The organism is Bauldia sp. (assembly GCF_965232525.1).
Taxonomy (GTDB): Bacteria; Pseudomonadota; Alphaproteobacteria; order Rhizobiales; family Kaistiaceae; genus Bauldia.
In genome coordinates, this window is record NZ_OZ246980.1 from 3,185,028 (window position 1) to 3,205,430 (window position 20,403).

Genomic DNA, 20,403 nt, shown 5'->3' on the forward strand with positions numbered 1-20,403 from the left:
CCGCCATGGCGTACACCGTTCGCCCAGCCCGTTTCGACGAATACGACCAGCTTCCGGAGATCGAGCGAAGCGCGGCGCAGCGATTCGCGGCGCAGGCCATGCCCGAAATCGCCGCGGGCGAACCGACCGACGCAACCTTCATCGGCGCTGTCGGTGCTTTGGGTGGCGTCTTTGTCGCCGCGACCGAGCCGGATGACGTGCCGATTGGGTTCATCCTCGTCGGCCTTTTGGATCGGGCGGCTCACATCTACGAGATCTCCGTGCGCGAGGAACACGGGCGGCGCGGCCTTGGCCGCCAGCTCATCGATGAGGCAAGCCGCTTCGCCGGCGCGGAGGGTGTCAGCGCGCTGACACTCGCGACCTTCAGGCACATCCCTTGGAACGGACCATTCTACCAACGGCTGGGCTTCCGTTATCTCGAACAAGCAGAGTGGACGCCGGCCTTGTTCATCCTGCGCCAACACGAGATCGAATCGGGCCTGTCGGTCGATCAACGGGCGTTTATGCGGTTCGATACCGAATGACCAAGTCCGACCTCACCCATCTCGACCCGACCGGCGCCGCCAACATGGTCGATGTCTCGGCCAAGCCGGTGACCGAGCGCACGGCGGTGGCGACGGGCCATGTGGTGATGCAGGCCGAAACGCTGGAAACGATTTTGGCGGGCGACGCTCACAAGGGTGACGTTATCGGCACCGCCCGGATTGCCGGCATCATGGCGGCCAAACGAACCCATGAACTGATACCGCTCTGCCATCCGATCGGCCTGTCGAAGGTGGTCGTCGATATCGAAGCAGACGAGGCGCTGCCCGGGCTCCGCGTCACGGCGACCACGAAAGTCGCCGAGCGCACCGGCGTAGAGATGGAAGCCTTGACCGCCGTTTCGGTCGCCTGTCTGACCATCTACGACATGGCCAAGGCAATCGATCGCGGCATGACAATCGGCGATATCCGCCTGCTCGAAAAAACCGGCGGGCAAAGCGGCGCCTGGCGCGCCCAGTCATGAGCCTCCTACCTGTCGCCGAGGCGATCGACCGCATCGTCGGCGACGTCGATCCGCTGTCGGCGGAGACCGTTGCCATCGCCGATGCCCATGATCGGGTCCTGGCCGAACCGCTCGTCGCCCGACGCGACCAGCCGCCCTTCCCCGCCTCCGCGATGGACGGTTACGCCGTCCGCGCTTCCGACGCGACCGCCGGCGCGCGCCTTACCGTGATCGGAACCGCGGCCGCCGGGGATCGTTTTGGCGGTGCCGTGTCGCCGGGCGAAGCCGTTCGCATTTTTACCGGCGCGCCGGTTCCGCCCGGCGCCGACACCATCCTCATTCAAGAAAACGCCGAGCGCCTCGACGAGAACACGGTATTGGTCCGCGAGCCGCCCGAACAGGGACGCCATATCCGCATGGCGGGTCTCGATTTTCGTGCCGATGACGGATTGTTGGGCGCGGGATCGCGGCTGACCCCCAGCCAAATCGCCCTCGCGGCAGCGATGGGATACGGCGCCCTGCCCGTTCGGCGGCGGCCAATCGTGGCGATCGTCGCCACCGGCGACGAACTGGTTCCGCCCGGGGCCGAACCGGGTCCCGATCAGATCGTCTCGTCAAATAGTGTCGGTGTTGCCGCCATCGTCCGGGACGCCGGCGGCGCTCCCCACGATCTCGGCATTACCGCGGACGAACCGTCGGCGCTCGCCCGCTCGATCGCCGCGGCCGAAGCCATCTCCGCCGACATCCTGGTGACCCTCGGCGGCGCGTCAGTCGGCGATCACGACCTGGTTCAGAAAGCCCTGCTCGACGCCGGCATGACGCTCGACTTCTGGCGGATCGCCATGCGGCCCGGCAAACCGCTGATGTTCGGTCGACTGGGAGACCGGCGTGTGCTGGGCCTGCCGGGCAATCCGGTCTCGGCGATGGTGTGCGGCCTCCTGTTCCTGAAGCCGCTGGTCGGAGCTCTGCTCGGCCGGCCGCGCGTTGATCCAACGGAGGCTGCCGTGCTCGGCGCGCCGATGCCGGCTAATCAGGCGCGGCAGGATTACGTCCGCGCGCGCTTCGGCGAGACGTCGGACGGACGGCCCCTGGCGACGCCACTCCCGGTTCAGGACAGCGCCATGCTGACCGTCCTCGCGGAAGCCGACTGCCTGATCGTCCGCGAACCGCACGCCGAGCCGTCGTGGCCAGGCGACCCGTGTCAGATCATCCGCTTGCGTGGCCGGTGAGTCTGTTGGGCGGTCCGCTGTGCATGGGCTGCGAACTTCATGCGATCACCGAGACCGGCACGGATAGGTTAGCCTTTGGTAGCGCCAAGCGTCAGGCCGGCGATGAAGTGCCTCTGTAGGACGAAGAACAAGGCCACCGGCGGCAAGGCCGCCAGAATCGCGCCGGCCGAGATCAGTTGCCAAGAGGCGAGCCATTGGCCGCGAAGCGCGCTGATACCGGCGGTGACCGGCTTGACGCTATCGCTCTGCACGAGAACCAGAGTCCAGAAGTAGTCGTTCCAAACAAACGTGAAGATCAGCACAGCGAGTGCGGCGAGCGCCGGCCGAACCAGGGGCAACACAATAAACCAGAAGATCTTGTACTCGCTGACGCCCTCCACCCGCGCCGACTCGATCAGTGCGTTCGGCAGGCCGGAGATGAAGTTTCGCATGAAAAGAGTGCAGAATCCTGCCTGGAAAGCGAGGTGGAACAGGATCAAAGCCAAATGCGTATCGTAGACGCCGGTGACCAGTGCCATGTCACGCACCGGAATCATCAGAATTTGGAACGGGACGAAATTGCCGCCGACAAAAAGCGCGAACAGCCAGATGTTGCCCGCGAACCGGTACTTGGCGAGCGCGTAGCCGGCCGCCGCGGCCAACGCCACCGAGCCGATCATCACTGGAATGGTGATGATCAGCGAGTTCAGGATAAACCGCGCCATCGGCGTCGATTCAAAGACGACGAGATAGTTCGCGAACTCCCAGGTATCCGGCCATCCCCAGTAGTTGCCTTGATTGATGTCTTCGATGGAGCGGAGCGATGTCAGCATCACCGCGCCCAGAGGTAACAGCCACAGGATCAACGCCACCGGCAGAGCCACCCGGTAGGACACATTGGCGATCGGCGACGCCTTCTGGATCGGACGGGGAAACACAGCGCCGTCTACCCTTGCCGCCGTTCGGCGCGAACCATTCGCCACAGGAAGAAGGCGATGAACACCGACATGATCAGGAACAGTACGGTCGCGATCGCCGCGCCATAGCCCATGCGGTACTCGAACAACGCGGAGTGATACATGAACAGCCCCAAGACCAGCGACTGTCCGAAAGGTCCGCCGTCGGTCATCACCTGGACCAAGTCGAATGATCGCAGCGCCCCGATCATGGTCACCACCAAGGCTATGAAGGTGGCCGGGCGAAGCTGCGGCAGGACCACGAACCACAGTAATTTCATGCCGCGGGCGTTATCGAGACGGGCCGCCTCGATCTGCTCCGGGTCAACCGAGTTGAGTCCGGTCAGATAGAGAATCATGCAGTATGCGACCTGCGGCCACAGACCTGCGGCGATGATTGCAAAAGTGACCGTGTTTTCGTCGGACAGGAGCGCCGTGGGACCGAGACCAAACTGTCCGAGCGCCTGATTGAGCATACCGTTCGCGGGATCGTAGAACCAAGCGAAGACGAGGCCGACGACCACTTGGCTGATGACGAAGGGAAAGAAGAAAAGGGACTTGACCAGGCGAATGCCAAAAACCGTTTGATTCAGAAAGAGGGCGAGTGCCAGGCCGATCGGCAACGCGAGCAGAAACAGGAATAACCACAGCACGTTATTCCAGACCGCGGTCCAAAAGCGATCGTCGTCGAGCAGCTCTTCGTAGTTACCGAAGCCGATCCATGTGCTTTCCGAGAAGCCGTCCCAATCAAAAAAGGCGATCTGGAAGCTCTGTATGATCGGGTAGATGACGTAGACGCCGAAGAACAGCAGGGCCGGCGCGAGGAACACCCACGGCGCGATCCGCTGTTGCGACCAGCGCGAGCGCGGAGTGACGTAGGCCGTGCTTGCCTCAGTTTCGCCGGCGACCGCCATGAATGTCTTCTCTCAGAAGCGTCGCTTGCAGCTAGACCCGCCGCGCCTACATCGACGCGGCGGGATTGATTTCATCGCGTCCGGCGATCAGTTCTCAAAGATACGCTGACGCGCTTTTTCGAGCCGTTCGAGGATTTCGTCGATGTTGTCGGGTCGCACCATGAACTCCTGGAAGCCCTCCATGCCGATCTTGGCCATTTCAGGCGTCGTATCGCGGTCATAGAATTGAGCCGTACCAGCCGCGGCGCTAAGCATTGCAGCGCCTTTGTTCAGATACTTGTCGTCCTTCGCCTTGGCACCCTTGTGCGGCGGCAGACGGAGCATCGCTTCGTTGATCTTCTGCTGCTGATCCTGTTGGGCGACAAACGCCAGGAACTTTCTGGCATTGTCTTTGTTCTCGGCGCGAGTCGGAATGTGAATCGTATCGGTCGGCGCATCCTCGGCAATCGGCACACTCGCGTCGATGATCGGGAACTGGAAGAAATCCATGTCGTCCTTCACCTCGTCCGGGAAGTTCGGGGTGATGAAGTTTCCGATCAGGTACATCGCCGCTTCACCGTTGTAGAGGAACGGCTGTGCTTCTTGCCACGAATAGGACGTGTGGTTTTCCAGGAAGCAGTCGGCGTCGATCAGCTTCCGCCAGTTATCGAAGGTCGCGCGAACCCGGTCGTCGGTGTAGGGCACGTCACCGAGCATCAGGTCGATGTGGAACTTCAGGCCGTTTGTGCGCAGGTTGACATAGTCAAACCAGCCAGCAGCCGTCCACAGGAACTTGGTGCCAATGGTCACCGGCGTGATGCCGTTTTCGTTTAGCACCGCACACGCATTGAGCAGATCGTCGAACGTCTCCGGAACCGAGAGGCCAACCTCGTCGAAGATGTCCTTTCGATAATAGACCCCCCACTGGTAGTAGCCGTAAGGAACCCCGAACTGCTTGCCGTCGATGGTCAGGGAATCCCGCGTCGACGCGAAGTTCTCATACATGTTGTTGTCGGCCCAAACGTCCGACACGTCCTCCAGTAAGCCGCGATCCGCGAACGCGGCCATACGATTGCCTGCGAACCAGAACACAACGTCCGGCGCTTGCGCCGTGAGCCAGCCGCGAATAGCGGTCTTGTAGGCTTCGTGGTCGGTGATGTTGAATTCGACGTCGATGTCCGGATTTGCCGCCCTGAAGTCTTCGACAACTTGGGTGAAAGCTGCCTTCGGTGCCGGGTCCGACGTATTGGCGTTGATAACGAGTTCGTTGGCACTGGCCGAAACGAACGACGTGGTCGCAAGCGCGAGCGAAGCCGCCGCAACAGTTCTGAACATGCAATGTCCTCCCATACGCGACCTTGATCGGTCCGCTTTAATGCCCACAATGTGGGATAAGGTCCTTTATACTGAAAACTATGTTGGCGTAGGGGTGTCCTGTCAACCCAATCAGGAACCGTTTCGAACGCCAACCAAAACGCGGGGGATGACCAGATCGATGGTCGGAAACGAGAACGAGGTGACGCGGAACGTCGATCGCGCGCCGCCGTGCGGGCCGATCTCCACCACGGTCTCAAAGGCTCTGCAGGTGCTTGAAGCGGTTGCGTCCGAAGGCCGCGCGGTGCGCTTCGTCGATCTTCTGAAGAGCCAACCCTTCCCCAAGTCGACACTTCATAGGCTGCTGCGGACTCTTGTGAGCCAGGGGATGTTGGAACACAATCCGGAGCACCACACCTACCGACCCGGCCTCAGATTGATCCGCCTCGCACACTACGCTTGGCGGCAATCAAACCTTCCCGAGGCGGCGGGCGACGCCCTCGACGCATTGGCATCCGAAATCGCCGAGACCATCCACTTGGCAGTATTGGACCACGCCCAGGTTCTTTATGTCGACAAGCGCCACAGTGAGTATCCGATGTCGCTCTATGCGTCGGTCGGCAAGGTCGCACCGGCCTATTGCACCGGCATCGGCAAGGCCATGCTCGCCTACTTGCCCGAAAAGGCACTGGAAGATGCCTTGGACCGGCAAGCATTCCATCGATACACCGGCTCTACCGTACCAGACGCCGAGGCGCTGCGAGTGGAGCTTGCCGAGATTCGCCGTGCCGGCTACAGCCTCGATCGCGAGGAGTACGAACCGGGCGTTATCTGCATCGCCGTGCCGATTCTATCTGATCGCAGAAGGCTACATGGCGGCCTTTCCATCACCGGCAATACGCGACTCACGAACTTGGAGAAACTGACTGCCCACGCGCCACGACTCAGCCAAGCCGCCGATGAGATTGCCGCCCAGGCGGCGCTTCACATGCTGGCTGGTGCTTAGCGTTGCTCACAAACAACAAAGATCCAATGGGAGAGAAACATGGCCGGATTGAATCTAACCAGCGTTGTCAAGCGCTATGGCCCGATCCAGGTCATCCATGGCGTCGAGTTCGATATTGCTGACGGCGAGTTTTGCGTGTTCGTCGGCCCGTCGGGCTGCGGTAAGTCCACGCTTCTGCGGATGATAGCGGGTCTCGAGGAGATATCAGGGGGAACGATCAAGATCGGCGACACGGTGGTGAACAATGTCGACCCGGCGAAGCGCGGCGTCGCGATGGTGTTTCAGACCTACGCGCTGTACCCACACATGACCGTGGCCGAGAACATGGGCTTCGGGCTCCGCATGAACGGCGTTCCCAAAGATCGGATCCGTTCGGAGGTCGACAAGGCCGCCCGCATCCTGCAACTGGAAGACTACCTCGAACGCACGCCGCGGGCGTTGTCGGGCGGCCAGCGTCAGCGCGTCGCCATTGGGCGAGCAATCGTCCGCCATCCGGAAGTTTTCTTGTTTGACGAGCCGCTGTCCAATCTCGATGCGGAACTGCGGGTCCAGATGCGTGTCGAGATTGCCAAGCTCCACCAGGGCCTCGGCAACACAATGATTTACGTTACCCACGACCAAGTCGAAGCGATGACGCTGGCGGACAAGATCGTCGTGCTGCGTCAGGGCGTTGTCGAGCAAATCGGCAGTCCACTCGACCTCTACGGCGATCCCGAGAACAGGTTCGTCGCCGGGTTCATCGGCTCACCGAAAATGAACTTCTTGTCCGCCGTCTCGCGGGGAGCCGCTGACGGCGGAATCCGTGTCGTGCTACCGAAGCTTGGCGATGCCGAGGTGGTCGTGCCACTGCGCCACAGCGCCCCGGAGCCCGGCGCCGATCTCACCTTGGGTATCCGTCCGGAACACATCCAACTCGGCGAGCAGGCAGGGTTTGGGCTCGAGGTCACCGCCGATGTCACAGAGCAACTCGGTGGGACATCGTTCGTCTATGCCAATTCCGGAGACGACGAAGCGGTCGTCATCGAGCAGCGCGGCACCAGCCAAGTCCGCCCAGGCGAGACAGTGCGGTTCTCGTTTGCACCGACCGACAGTCGCATCTTCGATATCGAGGGCAATAGAGTCCGCTGACCGGCTTCATCGGCCCTCGCCCGCTCGATTGCCGCGGCCGAGGCTATCTCCGCCGACATCCTGGTGGCCCTCGGCGGCGCGTCGATGCCGGCTAATCAGCCGCGGCAGGATTATGTTCGGGCACCCGGCGACTGATCGCCGGCAAATCCACCGATCAGACAGCTTGCGCGTTTACAATAATTTCAACCCTTGCGGAACACACATAGAACACGGTACTTTGTTCGCGATTTGTACCTGAGTCGCGCGACAACAAGCGGATCGAGACATGCTTACGCAGAAGCAGCACGAACTCCTGATGTTCATTCACGAGCGCTTGAAGGAAGCTGGCGTACCACCGTCCTTCGACGAGATGAAGGACGCTTTGGACCTTCGATCCAAGTCCGGCATCCATCGGTTGATCCGTGCGCTGGAGGAACGGGGCTTCATCAAGCGGCTTCCCAATCGGGCGCGCGCGATCGAAGTCGTCCGCATGCCCGAGTCGACCACGCCGGAGGTGCAGCGCCCGCGGGGCTTCTCGCCGAGCGTCATCGAGGGCAGCCTCGGGCGCGTCAAACCGGCCGATCGCGAGGAGCCGACCGTCGAGCCGGTGATGATCCCGGTGATGGGCCGGATTGCCGCCGGTGTGCCGATCGAGGCGATCCAGAACCACAGCCACTCCATCGGGGTCCCCCCGGATATGCTGGCGCCGGGTGAGCACTTCGCGCTCGATGTGCGCGGCGACTCGATGATCGAGGCGGGCATTCTCGACGGGGATACGGTGCTGGTCCGCAAGACCGACACGGCCGATACGGGCGACATCGTCGTGGCCTTGGTGGACGACGAGGAGGCGACTTTGAAGCGCCTGCGCCGCAAGGGCGCATCGGTGGCTCTCGAGGCGGCGAACCCGGCGTACGAGACGCGCATATTCGGCCCCGACCAGGTGCGGATCCAGGGCCGGCTGGTTGGCCTGATCCGCCGCTACTGACCGCCGACCGGCATGAAAGGCCGCCGGTTCGCCGGGTAAGCGGTTTCGATCCGAAAACCAGGCGCCTCGCCGTCGTCGTCCGTGAAAAGCGCATGCGCGCCGTGGGCTCTGAGGGCCGGGCCGTCGATCACCATCGCGCCCGATGTGGCACATATGTCCGGTGCAGCGAAGCGGCTGACGACGACCGCCGCGAGTCGGCAGTCTTCCGCTAAGGCAGCGCGCTCCTGGCTCACCGCGACGAGCCGCCCGTCCGCGAGTGCGGCGGTACACCCCAACGGATCGCAGCGCACACCAGCGTCGATGCCGTCATCGCGCGCCGAGCGCGGATCGGCGTCCGCGCGCAGCCACATGTCAGTGACGAAGCGATTGTCTTTCGCGCCGATGACCTGATAGCGGCCCGCTTCGCCCCGCACTGCCGCGACGCGGCCACCGGCGTCGATCAGGATCGCGGGCCGGGGCGCTAGCACGACGACAGGGATGGCGAGCAGGATCGGAATGATACCGAACCAGCGCCACCGCTCCCGCCAAAGGCACAGCCACAGAAAACCGACGACCACCAGCAGCAGCGCCGTGCTCGGCGGTGCAGGGACGCCGCCCCAACCGTGCGACCAGCCGGCGACCACCCGCGCGACTCCGACCACCCAGTCGAGCCCCCACCCCATCACCGTCAGCGGAAGCGATTCAAGCCCGAGCGGCATGAGGACCACCGCGAACAGCGCCATCGGCATGACCAGCAGCGCGACCGCCGGCATCGCCAGGAGATTGGCGATGAGCGTCAGCGGCGCCGCCCTCTGAAAATGGTAGACCGCAAATGGTGTTGTCGCGGCGCCGGCGATCAGCGAGGTGACGAACAGGCCCTTCACGTAAAACCAGCCGCGTCCCCAAACGCCGGTCAGGCTCCCGTCGTTGCGGCGGTCGGCTTGGTCGCGTCGTTCGCGCAGAATCTCATATCCCGCGACCAACGCCGCGGTCGCCGCAAACGACATCTGGAAGCTGGCGGTCAGCACCGACTCAGGCTCGAGCACAAGCACGATCAGCGCGGCGATCGCCACGTTGCGAAGGGTGATCGCGCGCCGGTCGATCATCACTGCCAACAGCATGATGGCGAGCATGATGAAGGCGCGCTGGGTCGAGACGCTGCCGCCGGAGATCGCCAGATACACGGCGGCAACGCCGAGCGCCCCCGCGGCCGCCCACTTTCGGATCGGATGGTGAACCGCGAGGCTTGGCGAGAGAGCCAGCAAGGCCCGGAGCAGCCAGAACGCCGAGCCCGCGACCAGCGCCATGTGGAGACCGGAGATCGCCAGCACGTGACCGAGGCCGGAGGCGCGCATCGCTTCCTGCACGTCCTCCGGGATGCCACGCCGATCGCCCATGACCAACGCGGCGGCGATCTGACCGTTGTCACCGGGCAGCGCCGCGAGAATGCGGGCTCGGATCGTCTGCCGCAGATGGGCAATCGGCATTGCCAGCCGGATGGCAAGCGGCGGCGCGCCGAGGTCGACGGGTGTCGCCGCGCCGTAGGCGAAGCCGACCGCGCCGACGCCCGTGTAGAAGTCGGCGCGGGCGAAGTCGTAGCCACCCGGGAAAGCCGGGCCGTTCGGCGGCCGCAGCCGGGCAAGCACCGAGATTGAATCGCCGACGGCAAGCGCGTCGGCCTGGCTGCGAACCGTGATCCTGACGAAGCGCGGCCAATCGGCCGGCGGCAGGCGGTTCATCGTTTCCACCGACAGCAGGACCCGGACCCCGCCCCGGCTGGCAGCCTCCCGCGCCGCGATCCAGCCGGTTGCCTCGACAGTCATCTCCCGGGCGAGGACCGGTGCCGCGACCCATTCGGTTCGTGCCTTGGCGATCGTCGCGCCGGCGGCAATGGCGGTGAGGCCAATCAACACGCGCCACATCGAAACGCGGCGGCGGCCGCGCCAGGCGAGAACGCCGAGAGCCAACGTCAGTGCCGCAAGGACGATGCCCGATGGCTCCGCCGGCAGACCGAAGTAGCCGACGATCCCGGCGCCAAACAGAACCGGAAGCCAGATGAAGCCGCGACCGGCCTCCATCTCGCGTTCGACCACCGCCATCGTGGCCGATCCCAGCGCCTCGATGCGAAAGGCCAGCGCCCGCCAACCGCGTGGCTCCGGGCCGAAGTCGTCCCCCTGCCCGGCAATGTCAATCGTGTCGCGATGATCGAGATCGCTCATGCCCGCCCGCCCGAAGGTCGGACGAGGTTATACCAATACTCGCAAAACGCGAACGCCCGTCGACTGCTACGTCTTTGCGGCTTTCGCCCACGTGTCGCGCAGCGCGACGGTGCGGTGGAAGACAGGCTTGTCCGAGGCGATCTCCCGATCGCGGGCGAAGTAGCCGAGGCGCTCGAACTGAACCGGATCGTCGTCGTTGGTGGCTACGACGCCCGGCTCGATCCGACAGTCGGTGAGGATTTCGAGCGAATCCGGATTGAGCTCGGCCGCGAAGTTGCCGGGATCGGGATCCGGTCGGCTGAACAGCGGACCATACAGCCGAACCTCGGCCTCAACCGAGTCCGCGGCGGACACCCAGTGCAGCGTCGCCTTCACCTTGCGACCGTCCGGCGGCGTATTCCCGCCCCGCGTTTCCGGATCGTAAGTGCAGCGAAGCTCGACCACCTCGCCGTCGGCGTTTTTCACCACCTCCCGGCAGGTGACGAAGTAGCCGTAGCGCAAACGCACCTCGCGACCGGGCGCCAGTCGGAAGAACTTCTTCGGCGGGTCCTCCATGAAGTCGTCGCGCTCGATATAGAGCTCACGGCTAAAGCGGATTGGGCGGGATCCGGCGTCGGCGTCATCCGGATGATTGACCGCCTCCAGCTCTTCCCCATCGCCCTCCGGGTAGTTTTCGATCACCACCTTCAGCGGCCGCAGCACCGCCATACGTCGCTGCGCGGTCCGATTGAGAAGATCGCGGATCGATGCATCCAGCATCGCTATATCGACCACACTGTCGGCGCGCGCGACGCCGATCCGCGAAATGAAGTCGCGAATGGCCGCGGGCGGAACGCCGCGGCGCCGCAGCCCGGCGAGCGTCGGCATCCGCGGATCGTCCCAGCCGTCGACGTGGCCGCCCTCGACCAGTTGGGTCAGCACCCGTTTCGACAGCAGCGTGTAGCTGAGATTCAGCCGGGCGAACTCATACTGCCGCGGCCGCGAGGGAACCGGCAGATTGTCGAGAAGCCATTCGTAGAGCGGGCGGTGGTCGGCGAACTCCAGGGTGCACAGCGAATGGCTGACGTCCTCGATCGAATCCGACTGGCCGTGGGCAAAATCGTAGCTCGGATAGATGCACCAGTGCCCGCCGGTCTTGGGATGATCGGCATGGAGAATCCGATAAAGGACAGGATCGCGGAGATTGATGTTACCCGAGGCCATGTCGATACGGGCGCGCAAGACGCGGGCGCCGTTGGGGAATTCCCCTGCGCGCATGCGGCGAAAGAGATCGAGATTCTCCTCGACCGACCGGTTCCGGTAGGGGCTTTCGACCCCGGGTTCGGTCAGCGTCCCGCGATTTTCGCGAATCTCGTCCTGACTCTGATCGTCGATGTAGGCCTTGCCGGCGCGGATCAGGTCCTCCGCCCACGCGTAGAGTTGCTCGAAATAGTCCGAGGCGAAAAAGAGGTTGTCGTCCCAGTCGAAGCCGAGCCAGCGGACATCGCGAATGATGCCGTCGATGAACGCCTGATCTTCCTTGGTCGGGTTGGTGTCGTCGAAGCGCAGGTTGCACGTGCCGTTGAACTCGGCCGCGACCCCGAAGTTGAGGCAGACCGACTTCGCATGGCCGATGTGGAGGTAGCCGTTCGGCTCCGGCGGGAAGCGCGTGACCACCTGCCCGGTCTTGCCCGACTCGATGTCGGTGCGAACAATGTCACGAATGAAGTCCTGCCCGGCCGGGCGCGGCGGCTCGGTTGTCATGGTGGTGGTTCCGTTGCGTCCGGCGGGTGATAGGCACCTTTTTCGCCGGCGTCCAGCCGCGAATCGGACAGTAGCCAAACTCAGTTCAGATGCCTCACCATGTGGACATCGTCCACGTAGCGACCGTCGATCCTCCGCGCCCTCGGCTCAATGCCCCAGGCCGCGAAGCCGAGGCTCTCGTAGAGCCGGCGCGCGGCGACGTTGTCGGAAGTGACGGTGAGCTGGATTTGCTCGACGCGCCCGTGCCCCAGGGACAGGATCTCCTCGCACAGCCGCCGGCCAACGCCCTGCCCGCGCGCCTCAGGCCGCACATAGGCGCCCCACAAATACCCTTTGTGCTGGTTCTTCACGCCGGATTGGGTGCCGAAACCAGCGATCCCGGCCAGCGCGTCGCCGAGGAAGCCTCCGACGACGTTGGATGTCGTCAAGCGTTCCGCAAACCAGTCGAGATTGTGGGCGGCTTCCGTGTCATGGGCGCTGCCATAGGCTTCAGGGGAGTCCAGAAGCGACTCGAGCCGGATGTCCCGGTAGAGCCGCGCGTCCCCCGGGATAAGCCGGCGAAGCGATAAATCTGTGTTGGATGTGCTTTTTGCCATGTGGACCGCCTGACATTTGCCGGTTTTCCTATGCTAGACCGAACGAGCCCGCCACTGTTTCCTCGGCATGCTCATGTCTGACGCTGTCGTCACCCGCTTCGCCCCCTCGCCGACCGGTTTTCTTCATATCGGAGGCGCCCGCACCGCGCTGTTCAACTGGCTCTACGCCAAGCACGCCGGCGGCCGCATGTTGCTGCGCATCGAGGATACCGACCGCGAACGGTCGACCGACGCGGCCATCGCTGCCATCCTCGACGGCCTCAAATGGCTTGAGCTCGATTGGGACGGGGAGCCGCTCCACCAGTTCGCCCGGGCCGATCGTCATCGTGAGGTGGCTGAGCAGCTTCTCGCCGCCGGCAAAGCTTATCGCTGCTACGCCACGCCGGAGGAGCTCAACGAAATGCGGGCGCTCGCCCGGGCAGAGGGACGCTCGACCCGATATGACGGGCGCTGGCGCGATCGCGATCCGGCCGAGGCGCCGGAAGGCGTCGCCCCGTCGATCCGGATCAAGGCACCACAGGCCGGCGACACGGTCATCCACGACCAGGTGCAGGGCGCAGTTACCTTTCCCAACGACGACCTCGACGACTTCGTCATCCTTCGCTCCGACGGGACGCCCACATACATGCTCGCCGTCGTCGTCGACGACCACGACATGGGGGTCACCAACATCATCCGCGGCGACGATCACCTCACCAACGCCGCGCGCCAGAAGATCCTCTACGACGCCATGAGCTGGCCGGTGCCCGTCCTCGCTCACATTCCGCTGATCCATGGGCCGGACGGAGCAAAGCTCTCCAAGCGGCACGGGGCTCTCGGCGTCGACGCCTATCGCGCCATGGGATACTTGCCGGACGCCATGCGCAACTATCTCGTCCGCCTCGGCTGGAGCCATGGCGACGACGAGATCATGTCGACCGAGCAGATGATTGCGTGGTTCGACGTCGCCAACATCGGGCGGTCGCCGGCCCGCTTCGACTTCGCGAAACTGGAGAACATCAACGCCCATTATCTGCGCGAGATGAGCGATGCTGCCATCATGGCGACGCTGATCGAGGAGATGCCGCACATTGCCGGCGGCAGAGCCTTCCAGGCGAAACTTGACCCGGATCGGCTGTTCCGCCTCCGGGAAGCCATGCCGTTCCTGAAAGAACGATCGAAGAATCTCGTCGAACTAATTGAAAGAGCCTCGTTTGTCGTCAATCACCGCCCACTGGCGCTAGACGATCAGGCGGCATCGCTGTTGACCAGCGAAACGCGCGCTCTCCTGGCCGGTTTACGGCCGCGGCTGGATGCCGTCGACGATTGGACAATCGAAGCGGTAGAGGCCGCCGTTCGCGGGTTCGTCGGCGAATCGGGGATAAAACTCGGTGCGATCGCGCAACCTTTGCGCGCAGCATTAACGGGCCGGACATCGTCGCCAGGGATCTTCGAGGTCTGTATTATTTTAGGAAAATCAGAGACTTTGGGCCGGATCGCCGACCGCGTTTGATTGAACGCACACAATCTTCTCACTCCAATATGATGACGAATTGCAATCCCCGATAGGTGGATGGCAATAGCACGCATGGACTTGCCGCGCTGCAGCAATATAATCCCGGCCAATCCCCGACCCAGTGACATTTAAGGAGGCTGCCTTGTCAAACGCGAGCGAACTGGACGCACCCACCTCGCCAGACCACCAGGCGGCCAACGGCTCCCCGGCCCCGGCCGAGCTGACGATCGAATCCGGCTCGTGGGAGTTTCCGGTTCGCGATGGAACGCTCGGGCCGCAGGTCGTCGATATCTCGGCGCTCTACCGGGAGAGCGGCCGGTTCACCTATGACCCCGGCTTCACCTCGACCGCGTCATGCGAATCCAAGATCACCTTCATCGACGGTGATGAAGGCGTCCTCCTTTATCGCGGCTATCCGATCGAGCAGTTGGCCGAGCATGGCGACTTCCTCGAGACCTGCTACCTGCTGCTCTACGGAGAACTGCCGACCGCCAGCGAGAAAGCCGACTTCGATCATCGTGTCACCTACCACACGATGATCCACGAGCAGATGAGCCGCTTCTATACCGGCTTCCGCCGCGACGCCCATCCGATGGCGATCATGTGTGGTGTCGCCGGGGCACTGTCGGCCTTCTATCACGACTCGACCGACATTTCCGATCCGTACCAGCGGATGGTGGCGTCGATCCGGATGATCGCCAAGATGCCGACCATCGCCGCGATGGCGTACAAGTATCATATCGGTCAGCCGTTCGTTCACCCGCTGAACTCGCTGGACTACGCATCGAACTTCCTGCGGATGTGCTTCGCGGTGCCGTGTGAGGAGTACAAGGTTAATCCGGTGCTGTCGCGCGCCATGGACCGCATCTTCATCCTGCACGCCGACCACGAGCAGAACGCCTCGACATCGACGGTCCGGCTTGCCGGCTCGTCCGGCGCCAATCCGTTCGCCTGCATCGCTGCCGGCATCGCCTGCTTGTGGGGGCCGGCGCATGGCGGTGCCAACGAAGCGGCGCTTAACATGCTTCAGGAGATCGGGACGACCGACCGGATCCCGGAGTACGTCGCCCGGGCGAAAGACCGCGACGATCCGTTCCGCCTGATGGGCTTCGGACACCGCGTCTACAAGAACTACGATCCCCGCGCCAAGATCATGCAGAAGACCTGCCATGACGTGCTGGCTGAGCTTGGCATCCAGGACGATCCGATGCTGGAGGTCGCGCGGGAGCTCGAGCGGATTGCGTTGACCGACGAGTACTTCATCGAGAAGAAGCTCTATCCCAACATCGACTTCTACTCGGGGATCACCCTCAAGGCGCTCGGCTTTCCGACCACCATGTTCACGGTGCTGTTCGCGCTGGCCCGCACCGTCGGCTGGATCGCCCAGTGGAAAGAGATGGTGGAAGACCCGTCGCAGCGGATCGGCCGCCCCCGCCAGCTCTACACCGGGGAAGTCCGGCGCGACTACGTCCCTGTATCCAAGCGCCGCTAGGACCGCGCGGGGATAGGCTTCGACGCCTCGCTGGATTCTCGGGGGGCCACCCCGGCCGTTCCCAACACGATATCGGCGGCCAGTCCACTCGGCGTCCCGTTGTCGAGCGCCATCAGCGCATCGAGGCGACTGAAAGCGTCGAGCTGGTCGCGGCGCTCCTTTGAGTCGGATAGTAGCGGCAGCAGAGCGCCGGCGAGGTTCTCCGGTGTGCTGTCCGAATCGAGGAATTCCGGGATCTCGTTGGTTCCGGTGATCAGGTTCGGAAGGACAAACGAATTGACTCGCGACAGGGCGTATTTGAACGGCTTGACGAATGGGTCGACCCGGTAAGCGACCGCCATCGGGACGCCGGCAAGCGCCAACTCCAGCGTGACAGTGCCGGACGCCGCCAGTGCGACATGGGCCCGGCGGAACGCCGCGTATTTCGCCTCCTCGCCGACGATGATCTCCGGCTGGACCGGCCACGCCGCGGTGCGCTCCCGAATCTCCGCCTCCAGCCGCGCCACGGCGGGAAGGACCACTTCGATATCGCCGTACTGGCGGATCAGCAGATCAAGCGCTTGGCCGAATGGCTCGGTCAACCGTTTGATCTCGTTCCGTCGGCTGCCGGGCAGCACCAGGAGTGTCGGGCGATCAGCGTCGCCGAGGTTCGGTCTTTCGCTCCCGGTCGGGCGGAGGCGATCGAGGCGCTGCATCAGCGGGTGACCGACATAGGTGCAAGGCGGGCCACCGAGCCGCCGGTGAACGTCCGGCTCGAACGGAAGAATGGCGAGGACGTGATCGACGAATCCGGAAATCCAGCGGGCCCGCCCCGGACGCCACACCCAGACCGTCGGCGATACGTACTCGACGATCGGAATGGTGGGTTTCCGTTTTCGCACCCGGCGGGCGACCCCGAGGTTGAAGCCGGGGCAATCGATGATGACCAAAACATCCGGGTCGGCCTCGATCACCGCTTGTGCCGTCTTGCGCATCTTGGCGACAATCCGGTGCGCGTTGACGATGATCGCAGAGATGCCGTGATACGCGATCTCGTGCATCGGAAAGAGCGACGTCATCCCGTGGGCTTCCATGCGGTCGCCGCCGACACCGACGAACCGCACCTGGCCACCGAGTCGATCGGACATCGCCTCCATGACGCGCGCACCGAGGTGATCTCCGGATTCCTCGCCGGCGATCAGGAAAGCGATGAACGGCCGCTCAGTCATGGCGCGCTGGGTCCGCCGGAGGGCTCGCCGATGACGAACAGGCCCTCGTCGTCGGCCAATGACGTTGCCTCGGCGCGATCCATCAGCATCGCCCGGCCGGCTTCGACCGCGATCCCCGCGAGCCCGATATCTACGGCGGCCTGAATGGTCTTCAGACCGATGGTCGGCATGTCGACCCGCAGATCCTGCTGGGGCTTGGCGCATTTCGCCAACACCCCCGCCCGGCCGCTCCATCGCAGCCGGCCTTTCTCGCGAAGCGCTGCGACCCGTTCGAGCATGGCGTCGGTCCCTTCCGCAGCCTCGAGGGCGACGATCCGGCCGTTGATCGCGACCGCCGCCTGACCGGCATCGATCGCGCCGATGGCGCGTGCCGCGATCATCGCCCGTTCGGCATCCTTCTGTCCCGCCGCATCGGGACCATGGCGACCGATCGGTCCCGCGCCGACCGTCAGATCCGGCGCGATCTCATGGGCACCGACGACGATATAGCCGAGTTCCCCGAAAATCTTGATGACACCGCTCAGGAGATCGCTGTCGCCGCTGGTCATAAGCGACAAAACCTTCGGCACGATCTTGACCGCCCCGAGGTCGAGTTTCATCGATCGGAAGTCGGGCCGGATGTTGATGTTACCGATCAGCACGATCTCTTCGATATCGCGCTCGTTGAGAAGCTTCTGCATCCGGCCGATCTGACCCCACTGCAGGTAGGCGTGAGGGAACGCCTCGATCGTTTGGTCTGCCTCGCCACCAATGCCGAGAATGAGCACGGGCCTGCCGTCGCGCGTGGCGGCGTTCGCCACATGTCGCGGCACCGGCCCGCCGCCGGCGATGATTCCGAGAGGCTTGCCACTGGTCCCGGTCATGCGGATGGCCCTGACCTTGGGGCGCTCAGTCGCGCGGCAGCGCCAAGCGCCTGTCACCGCCGGCGCGAATGAACGCGACGATAGTCATCGCGGCAGGTATATCAGCGTACTCTTCGGCAACCCGATCGAGCCTTTCGCCCCGCGAGCCGGTGCCGTCGAACACAGCTTTGTAGGCAGCCCGCAAGGCGTGGATTGTCGGCCGGTCGAAACCACGCCGCTTGAGGCCGACGATGTTGAGGCCGGCGATTTCGGCGCGATGACCGAGGGCCGAAACGAAGGGAATGACGTCAGCGGTGACCCCGGTGACTCCGCCGATGAACGCATGGGCGCCGACCCGACAGTTCTGCTGCACCGCGGACAGCCCTCCCAGGATTGCATGCTCGCCGATCTCCGAGTGGCCACCGAGCGTTGCGTTGTTGACCAGAAGCACGTCGTCGCTCACCACGCAATCATGCGCGACGTGGGCGCCGATCATCAACATGCAACGGTCGCCGATCGTCGTCACCCCTTTGCCGCGTGCTGTTCCACGGTTGACCGTTGCCTGCTCCCGGATCACGCAATCCGAGCCGATCACGATTTTGGTCGGCTCGTCGGTGTAGCTCGTGTCCTGGGGCGGCCCGCCGATCGCCGCGAACGGAAAGATCTGGGTGCGTGCGCCGATCCGGGTATGGCCGTTGATGACAACGTGAGACTGCACCGAGACGGCCTCGGCGAGTTCGACGTCCGGGCCAATGACGGTGAAGGGCCCGACCGTGACGCCGTCGGCAAGGCGAGCGCCATCCTCGACGACTGCGGTTGGATGTATGTCGGTCATCGGGCTTAGTTGTCTGCGATCAAGGCGCTGATCCGTGCCTCCGCGACCTTGGTGTCGCCGACCAGGGCCTGGCAGTCGAACTTCCAGATGTTGGAGCGGTTCCGGATCTTACGAACTTGGTATCTGACCGTGTCGCCGGGGAAGACCGGCTGGCGGAATTTCGCTTGGTCGATCGTCATGAAATAGACGACATCCGGGCTTTCGCGATCCCGGGTCAGGATGCAGATCGCGCCTGCCGTCTGTGCCATGCCCTCGATCAGCAGAACGCCCGGCATGATAGGCTTTGAGGGAAAGTGGCCGGCAAAGTAAGGCTCGTTGATCGTCACGTTTTTGATGCCGACGGCGAAATCGTCACCGCTGATTTCCTCGATCCGGTCGACCATGAGGAACGGGTATCGATGGGGTAGGAGTTCGTAGATCGCCTGTATGTCGAGGCTGACCTGGGTCGGCGCGTCATTGGCCATCGGACGTGCCCTCGCCCGTAACCGTGGAGCCCTGCGCGCTGGCGCGCCGGACAAGTCTTTGGAGTGTTCTCATTTGGCTGTACCACTTCTCGACGGGGAGCGCCGGATAGCCTCCCCACGTCTCGCCTTTCGGGATGTTGGTATGGACGGCCGCGGCGGCGGCGACCTTGGCGCCATGGCCAATCGTGACATGGTCCCGGATTCCGGCATTGCCCCCTAACATGACAAAATCGCCGATGGTTACGCTTCCCGATATGCCGACCTGTCCCGCAATGAGACAGTGGCGGCCAATCGAGACGTTGTGGCCGATTTGGACTAGATTGTCGATCTTGGTGCCTTCTCCAATGACGGTATCGCGATTACTTCCCCGATCGATTGTCGTGTTTGCCCCGATCTCGACATCGTCCTGTATGATCACCCGCCCGACTTGCGGAATCTTCGTGTGACCGGTTTGTCCCGGGACGTAGCCAAAGCCGTCCTGACCGATCCGACTGCCTGGGTGGATGACCACCCGATCGCCGATCAGTGCGCAGACGACGGTGGCATTGGCGCAAATCGTCGTGTCGCGACCGATCCGGACCCCCGGCCCCACCACACTTCCCGGCCCGATCCGACTACCGCGACCCACTTCCGCGCGCGGGCCGATGACCGCGCCGGGTTCGACGGAAACCGACTCCTCCAGTCGTGCGGTATCGGCAACATGGGCGCTCGCGGCAACGCCACCAGCTTGTTCGATCGGCGAAGGGCGGAGAGATTCCGGGTAGAAATAGCCGGTCAACGTCGCGTAGGCGCGGTCCGGCGATGTCGTGACTAGAACGGCCGTCGATGGCGGCGCCAGCAACACGTCTCGTTCCGAGATGAAACAGGCACCCGCTCGCGTTGCCGCAAGCGCATCCGCCAGCCGGCGCGTGTCGAAGTAGGTCATGTCGGCTGGCCCGGCGGCCTCGAGCGGTGCAACGCCCGACATCTCTCGAAAAGCATTCGCCTTGTCGGCGACGATCGCGCCGGTCAGGACCGCGATTCGCTCCAATGTGAGGGGCTCTTGCCGGTTGAAAAAGACTGGGTCTGTCATGCCC

General features: G+C 63.7%; 19 protein-coding genes. 8 read left to right on the forward strand and 11 right to left on the reverse strand.

Annotation, left to right across the window (positions count from 1 at the left end; all coding sequences use genetic code 11):
- The first annotated feature begins 5 nt into the window (after positions 1 to 5).
- Genes ACO076_RS15090 through glp form a run of 3 tightly spaced genes read left to right on the forward strand, consistent with a single transcriptional unit; the run spans position 6 to position 2,214 of the window.
- Positions 6 to 524, forward strand: coding sequence for a GNAT family N-acetyltransferase (locus ACO076_RS15090; RefSeq protein ID WP_421723662.1), 519 nt, complete (start codon positions 6 to 8; stop codon positions 522 to 524).
- Positions 521 to 1,006: a cyclic pyranopterin monophosphate synthase MoaC gene (gene moaC / locus ACO076_RS15095; RefSeq protein WP_421723663.1), complete on the forward strand. Its 486-nt coding sequence runs from the start codon at positions 521 to 523 to the stop codon at positions 1,004 to 1,006. Before ACO076_RS15090 ends, moaC begins: the two co-directional genes overlap by 4 nt.
- Entirely contained in the window at positions 1,003 to 2,214 is a 1,212-nt protein-coding gene (gene glp / locus ACO076_RS15100) for a gephyrin-like molybdotransferase Glp (RefSeq protein ID WP_421723664.1), read from the forward strand. Before moaC ends, glp begins: the two co-directional genes overlap by 4 nt.
- 68 nt (positions 2,215 to 2,282) lie before the next feature.
- Here the strand turns inward: glp and ACO076_RS15105 are convergent, their stop codons facing one another.
- The 3 genes from ACO076_RS15105 to ACO076_RS15115 form a co-directional block, all read right to left on the reverse strand.
- A complete protein-coding gene (locus tag ACO076_RS15105) occupies positions 2,283 to 3,131 on the reverse strand; it encodes a carbohydrate ABC transporter permease (RefSeq protein ID WP_421723665.1) in 849 nt (282 codons plus the stop codon).
- 8 nt (positions 3,132 to 3,139) lie between these two features.
- The gene (locus ACO076_RS15110; RefSeq protein ID WP_421723666.1) at positions 3,140 to 4,063 is read right to left on the reverse strand and encodes a carbohydrate ABC transporter permease; all 924 of its coding nucleotides are present in this window, start codon (positions 4,061 to 4,063) and stop codon (positions 3,140 to 3,142) included.
- Positions 4,064 to 4,150: 87 nt separating this feature from the next.
- The gene (locus ACO076_RS15115; RefSeq protein WP_421723667.1) at positions 4,151 to 5,377 is read right to left on the reverse strand and encodes an ABC transporter substrate-binding protein; all 1,227 of its coding nucleotides are present in this window, start codon (positions 5,375 to 5,377) and stop codon (positions 4,151 to 4,153) included.
- A 160-nt stretch (positions 5,378 to 5,537) separates the two neighbouring features.
- On the opposite strand from ACO076_RS15115, the gene ACO076_RS15120 reads away from it, so the two are divergent.
- The 3 genes from ACO076_RS15120 (at position 5,538) to lexA (ending at position 8,454) form a co-directional block, all read left to right on the forward strand.
- Positions 5,538 to 6,362 (forward strand): IclR family transcriptional regulator, encoded by an 825-nt coding sequence (locus ACO076_RS15120; protein ID WP_421723668.1) that lies wholly within the window; start codon positions 5,538 to 5,540, stop codon positions 6,360 to 6,362.
- Between the two features lie 39 nt (positions 6,363 to 6,401).
- The gene (locus tag ACO076_RS15125) at positions 6,402 to 7,490 is read left to right on the forward strand and encodes an ABC transporter ATP-binding protein (protein ID WP_421723669.1); all 1,089 of its coding nucleotides are present in this window, start codon (positions 6,402 to 6,404) and stop codon (positions 7,488 to 7,490) included.
- 265 nt (positions 7,491 to 7,755) lie between these two features.
- Positions 7,756 to 8,454, forward strand: a complete 699-nt coding sequence (gene lexA, locus ACO076_RS15130; RefSeq protein WP_421723670.1) for a transcriptional repressor LexA — start codon at positions 7,756 to 7,758, stop codon at positions 8,452 to 8,454.
- On the opposite strand, the gene ACO076_RS15135 is transcribed toward lexA, so the two are convergent.
- The 3 genes from ACO076_RS15135 to ACO076_RS15145 all read right to left on the reverse strand — a co-directional run bounded on the left by ACO076_RS15135 (position 8,448) and on the right by ACO076_RS15145 (position 12,991).
- Positions 8,448 to 10,652, reverse strand: coding sequence for a ComEC/Rec2 family competence protein (locus ACO076_RS15135; RefSeq protein ID WP_421723671.1), 2,205 nt, complete (start codon positions 10,650 to 10,652; stop codon positions 8,448 to 8,450). The two genes, lexA and ACO076_RS15135, sit on opposite strands and share 7 nt — an antisense overlap.
- Positions 10,653 to 10,718: 66 nt before the next feature.
- Positions 10,719 to 12,395, reverse strand: a complete 1,677-nt coding sequence (locus tag ACO076_RS15140) for a glutamine--tRNA ligase/YqeY domain fusion protein (RefSeq protein WP_421723672.1) — start codon at positions 12,393 to 12,395, stop codon at positions 10,719 to 10,721.
- Positions 12,396 to 12,475: 80 nt separating this feature from the next.
- Positions 12,476 to 12,991, reverse strand: a complete 516-nt coding sequence (locus tag ACO076_RS15145) for a GNAT family N-acetyltransferase (RefSeq protein ID WP_421723673.1) — start codon at positions 12,989 to 12,991, stop codon at positions 12,476 to 12,478.
- Positions 12,992 to 13,064: 73 nt separating this feature from the next.
- Between ACO076_RS15145 and gltX the strand changes: the two genes are divergently transcribed.
- Together gltX and gltA are read left to right on the forward strand one after the other, a co-directional pair.
- Entirely contained in the window at positions 13,065 to 14,483 is a 1,419-nt protein-coding gene (gene gltX / locus ACO076_RS15150) for a glutamate--tRNA ligase (protein WP_421723674.1), read from the forward strand.
- 223 nt (positions 14,484 to 14,706) lie between these two features.
- A complete protein-coding gene (gltA, locus tag ACO076_RS15155) occupies positions 14,707 to 15,978 on the forward strand; it encodes a citrate synthase (protein WP_421726741.1) in 1,272 nt (423 codons plus the stop codon).
- On the opposite strand, the gene lpxB is transcribed toward gltA, so the two are convergent.
- The 5 genes from lpxB to lpxD are packed head-to-tail and all read right to left on the reverse strand — an operon-like array spanning position 15,975 to position 20,399.
- Positions 15,975 to 17,186: a lipid-A-disaccharide synthase gene (lpxB, locus tag ACO076_RS15160; protein ID WP_421723675.1), complete on the reverse strand. Its 1,212-nt coding sequence runs from the start codon at positions 17,184 to 17,186 to the stop codon at positions 15,975 to 15,977. The genes gltA and lpxB overlap by 4 nt on opposite strands.
- A complete protein-coding gene (locus ACO076_RS15165) occupies positions 17,183 to 18,049 on the reverse strand; it encodes an LpxI family protein (protein ID WP_421723676.1) in 867 nt (288 codons plus the stop codon). Before ACO076_RS15165 ends, lpxB begins: the two co-directional genes overlap by 4 nt.
- A 25-nt stretch (positions 18,050 to 18,074) precedes the next feature.
- Positions 18,075 to 18,863, reverse strand: coding sequence for an acyl-ACP--UDP-N-acetylglucosamine O-acyltransferase (gene lpxA / locus ACO076_RS15170; RefSeq protein WP_421723677.1), 789 nt, complete (start codon positions 18,861 to 18,863; stop codon positions 18,075 to 18,077).
- Positions 18,864 to 18,868: 5 nt separating this feature from the next.
- Positions 18,869 to 19,327: a 3-hydroxyacyl-ACP dehydratase FabZ gene (fabZ, locus tag ACO076_RS15175; RefSeq protein ID WP_421723678.1), complete on the reverse strand. Its 459-nt coding sequence runs from the start codon at positions 19,325 to 19,327 to the stop codon at positions 18,869 to 18,871.
- Positions 19,317 to 20,399: a UDP-3-O-(3-hydroxymyristoyl)glucosamine N-acyltransferase gene (gene lpxD / locus ACO076_RS15180; protein ID WP_421723679.1), complete on the reverse strand. Its 1,083-nt coding sequence runs from the start codon at positions 20,397 to 20,399 to the stop codon at positions 19,317 to 19,319. The genes fabZ and lpxD overlap by 11 nt, the downstream gene beginning before the upstream one ends.
- Between the last annotated feature and the right edge of the window lie 4 nt (positions 20,400 to 20,403).

Excerpts from the sequence above, each read along its gene's own strand:
- ACO076_RS15090 (WP_421723662.1), top strand. The coding sequence starts at position 6 with ATGGCGTACACCGTTCGCCCAGCCCGTTTCGACGAATACGACCAGCTT.
- moaC (WP_421723663.1), top strand. The coding sequence starts at position 521 with ATGACCAAGTCCGACCTCACCCATCTCGACCCGACCGGCGCCGCCAAC.
- glp (WP_421723664.1), top strand. The coding sequence starts at position 1,003 with ATGAGCCTCCTACCTGTCGCCGAGGCGATCGACCGCATCGTCGGCGAC.
- ACO076_RS15110 (WP_421723666.1), bottom strand. The coding sequence starts at position 4,063 with ATGGCGGTCGCCGGCGAAACTGAGGCAAGCACGGCCTACGTCACTCCG.
- ACO076_RS15115 (WP_421723667.1), bottom strand. The coding sequence starts at position 5,377 with ATGTTCAGAACTGTTGCGGCGGCTTCGCTCGCGCTTGCGACCACGTCG.
- ACO076_RS15120 (WP_421723668.1), top strand. The coding sequence starts at position 5,538 with ATGGTCGGAAACGAGAACGAGGTGACGCGGAACGTCGATCGCGCGCCG.
- ACO076_RS15125 (WP_421723669.1), top strand. The coding sequence starts at position 6,402 with ATGGCCGGATTGAATCTAACCAGCGTTGTCAAGCGCTATGGCCCGATC.
- lexA (WP_421723670.1), top strand. The coding sequence starts at position 7,756 with ATGCTTACGCAGAAGCAGCACGAACTCCTGATGTTCATTCACGAGCGC.
- ACO076_RS15135 (WP_421723671.1), bottom strand. The coding sequence starts at position 10,652 with ATGAGCGATCTCGATCATCGCGACACGATTGACATTGCCGGGCAGGGG.
- ACO076_RS15140 (WP_421723672.1), bottom strand. The coding sequence starts at position 12,395 with ATGACAACCGAGCCGCCGCGCCCGGCCGGGCAGGACTTCATTCGTGAC.
- ACO076_RS15145 (WP_421723673.1), bottom strand. The coding sequence starts at position 12,991 with ATGGCAAAAAGCACATCCAACACAGATTTATCGCTTCGCCGGCTTATC.
- gltX (WP_421723674.1), top strand. The coding sequence starts at position 13,065 with ATGTCTGACGCTGTCGTCACCCGCTTCGCCCCCTCGCCGACCGGTTTT.
- lpxB (WP_421723675.1), bottom strand. The coding sequence starts at position 17,186 with ATGACTGAGCGGCCGTTCATCGCTTTCCTGATCGCCGGCGAGGAATCC.
- ACO076_RS15165 (WP_421723676.1), bottom strand. The coding sequence starts at position 18,049 with ATGACCGGGACCAGTGGCAAGCCTCTCGGAATCATCGCCGGCGGCGGG.
- lpxA (WP_421723677.1), bottom strand. The coding sequence starts at position 18,863 with ATGACCGACATACATCCAACCGCAGTCGTCGAGGATGGCGCTCGCCTT.
- fabZ (WP_421723678.1), bottom strand. The coding sequence starts at position 19,327 with ATGGCCAATGACGCGCCGACCCAGGTCAGCCTCGACATACAGGCGATC.
- lpxD (WP_421723679.1), bottom strand. The coding sequence starts at position 20,399 with ATGACAGACCCAGTCTTTTTCAACCGGCAAGAGCCCCTCACATTGGAG.